General features: G+C 65.7%; 8 protein-coding genes. 4 read left to right on the plus strand and 4 right to left on the minus strand.

Features of this window, described 5'->3' with window-relative positions; all coding sequences use genetic code 11:
• Positions 1-279: 279 nt before the first annotated feature.
• From AC0L3K_RS37760 to AC0L3K_RS37770, 3 genes are all read left to right on the plus strand, one after another.
• On the plus strand, positions 280-1,425 hold the full coding sequence (locus tag AC0L3K_RS37760; RefSeq protein WP_473255890.1) for a DUF898 family protein: 1,146 nt from the start codon (positions 280-282) through the stop codon (positions 1,423-1,425).
• Positions 1,426-1,428: 3 nt separating this feature from the next.
• Positions 1,429-2,538, plus strand: a complete 1,110-nt coding sequence (locus AC0L3K_RS37765; protein ID WP_473367975.1) for a M48 family metallopeptidase — start codon at positions 1,429-1,431, stop codon at positions 2,536-2,538.
• A 103-nt stretch (positions 2,539-2,641) separates the two neighbouring features.
• Positions 2,642-3,133, plus strand: coding sequence for a DUF305 domain-containing protein (locus tag AC0L3K_RS37770; RefSeq protein WP_473367976.1), 492 nt, complete (start codon positions 2,642-2,644; stop codon positions 3,131-3,133).
• A 16-nt stretch (positions 3,134-3,149) separates the two neighbouring features.
• On the opposite strand, the gene AC0L3K_RS37775 is transcribed toward AC0L3K_RS37770, so the two are convergent.
• The 4 genes from AC0L3K_RS37775 to AC0L3K_RS37790 all read right to left on the minus strand — a co-directional run bounded on the left by AC0L3K_RS37775 (position 3,150) and on the right by AC0L3K_RS37790 (position 6,736).
• Entirely contained in the window at positions 3,150-3,362 is a 213-nt protein-coding gene (locus AC0L3K_RS37775) for a hypothetical protein (RefSeq protein WP_007596483.1), read from the minus strand.
• A gap of 79 nt (positions 3,363-3,441) precedes the next feature.
• A complete protein-coding gene (gene upp / locus AC0L3K_RS37780; RefSeq protein ID WP_027520210.1) occupies positions 3,442-4,071 on the minus strand; it encodes a uracil phosphoribosyltransferase in 630 nt (209 codons plus the stop codon).
• A gap of 162 nt (positions 4,072-4,233) precedes the next feature.
• Positions 4,234-5,472 (minus strand): URC4/urg3 family protein, encoded by a 1,239-nt coding sequence (locus tag AC0L3K_RS37785; RefSeq protein ID WP_473367977.1) that lies wholly within the window; start codon positions 5,470-5,472, stop codon positions 4,234-4,236.
• Between the two features lie 7 nt (positions 5,473-5,479).
• Positions 5,480-6,736 carry a GTP cyclohydrolase II gene (locus tag AC0L3K_RS37790; RefSeq protein WP_219683057.1) on the minus strand — a complete coding sequence of 419 codons (1,257 nt, stop codon included), beginning with the start codon at positions 6,734-6,736 and terminating at the stop codon, positions 5,480-5,482.
• A 378-nt stretch (positions 6,737-7,114) separates the two neighbouring features.
• On the opposite strand from AC0L3K_RS37790, the gene AC0L3K_RS37795 reads away from it, so the two are divergent.
• Complete coding sequence (locus AC0L3K_RS37795) at positions 7,115-8,242, plus strand: threonine synthase (RefSeq protein ID WP_473367978.1); 1,128 nt, start codon at positions 7,115-7,117, stop codon at positions 8,240-8,242.
• Positions 8,243-8,388: the final 146 nt, after the last annotated feature.

Raw genomic sequence — 8,388 nt, forward strand, 5'->3', positions numbered from 1 at the left:
GGGAGTTTACCCCACCGGGGGTGCATCCCCCCCGCGGGCCGCCCCCCCCAACGGGGGGCGGCGGCCCCCCCCGCCGGGGCGCGGGCGTGCCGCGCCCCCCACGCCGGGCTACCAGACATTCGCGAACGTGATCTCGCGCACGCCCACGGCTGCGGAAACGCGCCAAAAATTGACCGGAATCGAGCCAAATCGAACCCGCCCATCTTGGGGATCGACTAATCTCTGATCTATAGTTTGATCGAACCAGGTCCGCACCCCGAGGTTGCCGCCGTGAACGATATGCAATGGACGCCCATCGGCTCCGAACCCTTACCCCCGCCGCTGCCGCCCACGGGGGTCGATTTCACCGGCAACCGCACCGAGTTTCGCAAATTGGTTACCAAGGGTGCCCTGCTCGAGCTCGTCACCTTCGGCTTCTACCGGTTCTGGCTCGTTACCGACATCCGTCGTCATCTGTGGGCGAACACCGCGGTCGACGGCGACGCCGCCGAATATACCGGGCGGGCCAAGGAGCTCTTGGTCGGCTTCCTGTTCGCGCTCGCGATCCTGGTGCCGATCTACCTCGCTTACTTCCTTGTCGGCATCGAGTTCGAGCGCTGGCAGGGCTTTGCCTCGACGCCGCTGTTCATCAGCTTCTACGCTTTCGGCCAGTTCGCGATCTTTCGCGCGCGGCGCTATCGCCTGACGCGGACGGTCTGGCGCGGCGTGCGATTCTGGATGGATGGATCGGGCTGGGCCTATTCGTTCCGCGCCATGCTGTGGGGCTTGCTGGTGTTTCTGACGCTTGGGCTCGCATTGCCATGGCGCGAGGCCTCGCTCGAACGCTACAAGATGCGGCACACCCATTACGGCGATTTGCGCGGCGATTTCGCGGCTGACGGCTGGACGTTCTTCAAGCGCGGCTGGTGGCTGTGGCTGCTGAGCCCGATCGCGATGGTGATCTTTCCGCTCGCGCCGTTCGTCTATGCCGAGTTCAAGGCGCGCGAGTGGCGCTGGTGGCTCGACGGTATCCGCATCGGCGATGTCAGCGTGTCCTCGCAACTTCCGCACAACGCATTTTACGGCCTGTACTGGAAGGTGATCGGCTGGTGGATGCTGCTCTCGGTCATCTTCGCCGCTTATGTCGGCGGAGCCACCATGCTCGTCGTCAAGCTGAGCGGTCTTTCGGTCGAGCAGGCGTTGGGGCCCGGCAATGCGGCCAAGAGCATCCCGACACTGGTGATGATGGTCGTCGGCTACCTCGCACTCGCCCTGGCCCTCAACATCGTCATGCGGGTCTATCTCCAGCGCGATCTCTGGGCCAAGGTGCTGGAAACGGTCGATGTGCACAACATCGCCGCCGCCGCGGACGTGCGCGGCAGCGCCGAGCTTGCCAGTGCGCTCGGCGAAGGCTTTGCCGATGGACTCGATGTCGCGGGATTCTGAGCTGTGAGTGACGTATTCGCCGAAGCCCCGGCGCAGTCCGCAAAGCCGACGATCTTCTTCGACGGCGTGTCGAGCCGCAGGCGGCAGGTGACGCTGACGCTCAGTGACGCGCTCGAGATCCTCGAAGAGGGTGCGACGCCCGTTCGCTGGAACTATGCCGACATCCGCCGCGCCGACAGCCCGCCCGGCATTTTGCGGCTCGCCTGCGGTTCCGCGCCGCCGCTGGCGCGGCTGGAAATCCGCGACGCTCTGCTCGCCTCAGACGTGACCGCGCGCTGCATGCGGCTCGACGACCACCAGACTTCGCGCCGCGGCGTCGCAAAGATCGTCGGCTGGTCGATGGCTGCCGCCGTCTCCATCGTCTGCGTCGTGCTGTTCGGCGTGCCGCTCGCCGCCGACCGCCTCGCGCCGCTGGTGCCGAAACCGATCGAGCGGCGCATTGGCGATGCGTCGGAGGTTCAGGTGAAGACCATCTTCGGCCGCAATGCGTGCGAGGATGCGGCGGGGAAGGCGGCCTTCGTCAAACTGGTCAACCGGCTACGCGATGCCGCCGGCCTCGACGACGATTCCATGACCGCGGGCGTGCTGCCGACCCCGGTGCCGAACGCGTTCGCACTGCCGGGCGGCAAGGTCTTCGTGCTGAAGGGCCTGCTCGACAAGGCCGAAAGCCCGGACGAGCTCGCCGGCATCCTCGCCCACGAGCTCGGTCATCTCAAGCATTACGACAACATGCGCGGCCTGATCTACAACGGCGGCACCTCGTTCCTGATCGGCCTGTTGTTCGGCGACGTCACCGGCTCGAGCGCCGTGATCTTCGCCTCGCGCAGCGTGGTCGAGGCTTCCTATTCACGCGAAGCCGAGACCGCTGCGGATACGTTTGCCATCGAGATCATGCACAAGCTCGGCCGTTCGCCGAAGCCCGCAGCCGAATTGATGTTCCGCATCACCGGCAAGGAAGGCGGCGGCCTCACGTCGATCCTGGCGAGCCATCCGCTGACCGAGGACCGGCTCGCGCGCATGACGAAGGAGGATCGCCCCGCCAGCGGCCCGCCGCTGCTGACGGATGCAGAGTGGCGGTCACTGAAGGGGATCTGCGGCAGCGGCAAGATCTGAATCTCTTGCCGCCGACGCGTCGGCCCCGCGCCAAATCATGAATCGGCGAGGAACGATCCCTCGGGGAGTGGTTATCCCCCGATAGACAGCGGGAATGTTCCTCATGGCTTACGGTCGTTTCGTCACGATGATCGCGGCTTCCACCGTGATCATGTTCGGTCTGATGTATCTCAACACCTTCGCTCTGGATCACGTCTGGTACAGCCAGACCCGGACGTGGATGGCGTTGCTGATGGGCGCCGTCATGGCCGCCGTGATGCTCGCTTTCATGTGGGGCATGTACAGGAACCGCACGGCGAACGTCGCCATTCTGGCCGCCAGCGCCGTCGTGTTTGCGGTTTCGCTCTGGCTCGTTCGAAGCCAGCAGACCGTGACCGACGTCGCGTATATGGAGACGATGATCCCGCATCATTCCATCGCGGTTCTCACCAGCGAGCGCGCGCACATCAGGGATCCCCGCGTCCGCAAGCTGGCCGACGACATCATCGAAGCCCAAGTGCGGGAGATCGGCGAGATGGAACGGTTGATCGCCGACCTCAAGGAGAAGCCCGCGCCCGCGGATGCGAAGGATCTGCCGCCGCGGCCGCCGACCTGACGGAGCGGCCCTCGTATCACTTTGCCGGGGCGGCCGGATTGGTTGAGCCCGTGGTGACGCTCGGCGCGTTGTTCGGGCTGGTGGTCGTGGTCTGGGGACCGACATCGCGTCCATTGTAGAAGAAGACGGCCGCGACGACGGCGATCACGAAGATCGCGCCGATCGCCCAGCCCACCGGGCTGTTGAGGCGTGCTCTGTCTACTCTGCGGTCGTCATCCTGATAGGTCATCGTGCTCTCCATCCTAGAGCAGGAAAAACCTTGCGCGGGCGAAGCTGTTCCTACCGTGACGCGGTTTGCAGGCCGGCGCCTATCTCGTCCCGTAGGCGCGGTCGCCGGCGTCGCCGAGGCCCGGCAGGATAAAGCCGTTCTCGTCGAGACCTTCGTCCACCGCGGCCGTCCAGATCGGGACGTCCGGATGCAGTCCGCGCAGCCGTTCGAGCCCTTCGGGGGCGGCGATCAGGCAGGCGAGGCGAATGTCCTTGGCGCCGCGCTCCTTCAGCCGGTCGATTGCGGCCACAGCCGTATTGGCGGTCGCAACCACCGGCGTTACCACGATCGCCAGGCGTTCGCCGAGATCGGACGGCGATTTGAAGAAATACTCGACCGCGGCAAAGCTGTGCGGCTCGCGGTAGAGGCCGATATGCGCGACGCGCGCGGTCGGCACCAAATCCATCATGCCGTCGACGAAGGTGGTGCCGGCGCGCAGCATCGGCACGAACACCAGCTTCTTGCCCGCGATCTTGGCCGAATGCATCGTCGCCAGCGGCGTCTCGATGACGGTATCGGCGAGCGGCAGGTCGCGCGTCACCTCGTAGCACAGGAGCATGCCGATCTCCTTGATCAGCTCCCGAAACGATTTGGTCGAGATCGATTTGTCCCGCACCAGGGTCAGCTTGTGCTGCACCAACGGATGATCGACGATCGTGACGCCTTGCATGACGGGATGCCTTTCTTCCTTCTCCCCTTGTGGGAGAAGGTGGCGCGAAGCGCCGGATGAGGGGTACTTTCCGCGAACTCCTGTGAGAGATATGCCCGCGGAGACAACCCCTCACCCGGCTTCGCTTTCGCGAAGCCACCTTCTCCCACAAGGGGAGAGGGTTTAGAAAACCGTGCCGTCGCTGATCACCTTGAGCGGCGGCGAACCATCGGGGCGGCGCGCGAAGGCGATGGCGCGGCCCGCGGCCCAGGTGCCGCCTTCCAGAATGCTGGCGAGCGGCAATGTCTCAGGGGTGCGGCCGAGTTTTGCGCGGACCAGATCGGCAAACCGGTCGAGCAGCGCCACGGTCAGCGCGCGCCACTCGACGACGAGCAGCGAATCCACCGCATGCGCATGTTCGGCATCGGCGGCGTCGCGCAGGCGCAGCACCTCGTGATCGACGAACAGCCCGCCATTGCGATACTCGGCAAGCCCGGTCAGGCCGTCGATGTCGGTGACGTCAATTCCGGCGCGCTGGAGCGGCTCGATCAGCGAATAGCTCAGCCATTGCGACAGCTTGTGCAAGGGCACGAGACCCGAGGTGGCATCGCTGGCCTTGATCGCCGGATGGCGCCAACAATCGCCGAGCGGAATTCCGGCAAGCTCCAGCCGGGACGGCCAGATCGGTCCGAGCTGGTTCAGCACCGCCGAGAGAATCGCGGGTGCGGGAACCGCGCCGCCCTTCGCCTGTGCCGCGATGTGATCGAACAGCCCGCCCGGCCGCGGCATGTCGTGCGAGCCGAACACGTCAGCGCGCTCCGCCACCAGCCTGCCCAAGCGCCGCAGCAGATCGGTCCGCCCCTCGAGCCCGAGCAGCGGATTGGCATCACTCACCTGAAAGGCGGATGTAAGCGCGGCAAGCGGCAGTTGCGCGAGCACGTCGGCATCGGTCCTGAACGGTGCGCGGGCATCGCGGGAAAAAAGGCCGCTCGCGAACATGTCGAGACTTGCAATCGCAAGTCCCTCCGACCGGCCGATCTCTTGTCGCGTCACAGCGTCGCGGTATCGCCACGCCGCGCCCGCGCCGGCATCGAGCAGCACGCTGACGATGGCAAGGTCGAACTCCGCGCGCGCCCGCGCCGCGCGATCGGGCCACGACGCCGCGTCTGCAAGCCGCGCCCAACGGTCGACGCCGCCAAGCACAAAATGGCGCCACCGCGCATGGAACGGAATCTCCAGCGTCGGATAGGCCTTTCGCGTCACCGCGAGCACGGCATCAGCAACGCCGTCCATGCGATCGAGATCAACAGTGAAATGGGTGAGTCCGCCGGCAAGGCCGATGTCAAGTATCTCCCCGGCACGCGCGCGAACCGCTGCTGCGCTGAGCAGCGAACGGGCCTGCAATTCCAAAGCGTCTGCCATCAATCGATCAGTATTTTTCCAGCGAACGCCCGACAACGCCGTCGACGTCCTTCTCCGGCGCGATGTCGGTGGAGTAATAGCCGGCGGCCTTCTTCGCGGCGATCTCGACATAGGCGTCGGCGGGAATGAGCTCGGGCGGGATCGGCACGCGCTCGACGATGTCGATGCCCTGCGATGTCAGCGCGTCGTGCTTCATGTCGCTCATCGAGAGGAAGCGGTCGATGCGCTTCAGGCCGAGCCAGTGGATGGTATCGGGCATCAATTGCTGGAAGCGGGCATCCTGGACGCCGGCGACGCATTCGGTGCGCTCGAAATAGGCGGCGGCCGCATCGCCGTCCTCCTGGCGCTTGCGCGCATTGTAGACCAGGAATTTCGTGACCTCGCCGAGCGCGCGGCCTTCCTTGCGGTTGTAGATCACGAGCCCGAGCCCGCCCTCCTGCGCGCCGCGGGCGGATTCCTCGATGCCGTGGATGAGGTAGGGACGGCAGGTGCAGATGTCGGAGCCGAACACGTCGGAGCCGTTGCACTCGTCATGCACGCGGCAGGTGATCTTGGTGCGATGGTCCGGCAGCTTTGTCACATCGCCGAACATGTACACTGTGGTGCCCCCGATCGGCGGCAAGAACACCTTCATGTCCGGCCGGGTCACCAGCTCGGGGAACATGCCGGCGGTCTGCTCGAACAGCGTGCGCCGCAGCTCGGTCTCGTTGGTCGCAAAGCGTTCCGCAAGGCCCGGCAGATACCAGACCGGATCGATCGCGATCTTCACCACCGACACACTGCCATTGGCATGCACGACGTCGCCGTCGGCGCGCAGGCGCTTGGCGGCGAGCGCCTCGCGGATCTCCGGCAGGTCCAGCCGCGCGCGCGTCACCGCGATGCTCGGCCTGATGTCGATGCCCTCAGCAATGTCCTTGCCGAAATTCTCGGCGACGAGATGCCCCCAGGGATCGAGCGCGACGATTTTTGCGGGATCGCGCCATTGCTCGAACGGCCCGATGGTCGCGGCCGGAAAGGTGTTGGTGAGATCGGGCCTGCGAATCGGATCGAGCGCGCCCGCGGACACCGCGAGCGCGCGGTACATCGCATAGGAGCCGCCATGGCTGCCGATCACGTTGCGATCCCCCGCGCGCGACACCGTGCCGATGATCGGCCCGCGGGCGCGTGCGTCGGCGGCGCCCCAGTGGATCGGGAAGGCGGCTGTCCTGCCCGGCTCCGGATGGGAGGTGAGGCGGATGTGGTCGGTACGGTTCGCGCGGCTCATGACCAAACTCCCAAAAAGCCAACGGCCCGCCGCTCGGACGGGCCTGGCTCTGCGGCGTTGCCGATGCGGTCACCGGCGACGCAATCCAACATATTGTAGCGGCCAGCCACGACAGACAAGTTAATCGTGCTGCGCAGGGCAGGCGGCTTGCGGCCAAATCCCCATCATCACCGAGCCAGCAGGGGCTGCGTGAGAGCCACGCTACCGCACGGGCCGACCCCGGTGAGATCGCTGTAAGTCGATGAAGTAATTATATTTTTCGTGCTTTCAAGGGGGCGTGCACGGATGGTACGGCGGGCGTCGAGTTTCCGGACAAAACGTGTCATCAAACCAAACGTACAGATCGCCTTTGCCGTATCGCCTTCCTTGGAGACCGCCATGCCCGCCGCCGCCTACATCGACCCTCGCAACGGAAAGCTCTATCCCCTCGACCAGCCGCGCTGGTGCTCGGACGAGCGCACGCCGCTGCTGGTGACGCCGGGGGCAGGGATGTCGCGCGAGGACATTGACGGCCGGGCGCGCTCACTCTGGCGCTACCGGGCGGCGCTCCCGGTCGAGATCAAAACTCCGATCACGCTCGGCGAAGGCTGCACACCACTGGTGCAGCAGGCCTGGGGCGAACTGCGCCCGTTCTTCAAGCTCGAATGGTTCAACCCGACCGGCAGCTTCAAGGACCGCGGCTCCGCCGTGATGCTGTCCTTTCTTCGGCAGATTGGCGTCGACGCCATTCTGGAGGACTCGTCCGGCAATGGCGGCTCGTCGATGGCGGGGTTAGGTGCCGCCGGCGGCATGCGCGTGAAGATTCTCGCGCCTGCATCGACGTCACCGGCCAAGATCGCGCAGGTCCGCGCTTATGGCGCGGCGGTGCAGCTCGTCGAGGGCCCGCGCGAGGAATCGGAGGCCGAGGCCATCCAGCAGTCGAGCCAAACCTTCTATGCCAGCCACAATTGGCAGCCGTTCTTTCTCGAAGGCACCAAGTCGCTCGCCTACGAGATCTGGGAAGATCTCGGCTTTCGCGCCCCCGACAACGTCATCGTTCCCGTCGGCGCCGGCAGCAGCCTTTTGGGTTGCGCCTTTGGTTTCCGCGAGTTGCTCAAGGCGGGCCAGATCGCCAGGCTGCCGCGCCTGTTCGCGGCGCAGCCGCTCAATTGCTCGCCGATCGATGCAAGCTTCAAGGCCGGCGTCGACACCCCTGTCGCGCGTGAGGTCAGCAAGACCATCGCCGAAGGTACCGCGATCAAGCATCCCCTGCGCCTGCGCGAGATCATCGCCGCGTTGCGCGAGAGCGGCGGCGGCACCGTAGCGCTCACCGAGGACGAGATCGTCGCCGCGCTGCGGCGTCTTGCGCGGCAGGGCCTGTTCGCCGAGCCGACCAGCGCAAGTGCCGCCGCCGCGCTGGACAAACTATCCGTCGCCGGTGCCATCAAGGCGAACGAGACCACGGTCGCGGTCCTCACCGGCACCGGCCTCAAGGCCGCGACCATCGTTGCCGATCTCGTGCAGTAGGGACGATACGCTTCATCCGTCATTGCGAGCGCAGCGAAGCAATCCAGAATCTTTCCGCGGACAGTCTGGATTTGTTAGCAGGGCGGGGAATGACGGGGTGAGGTTAGCCTGGTTTCTGCGTCAGATAGGTTGCCCGCCGCACCCCC

Source organism: Bradyrhizobium sp. MI1.10 (assembly GCF_055811035.1).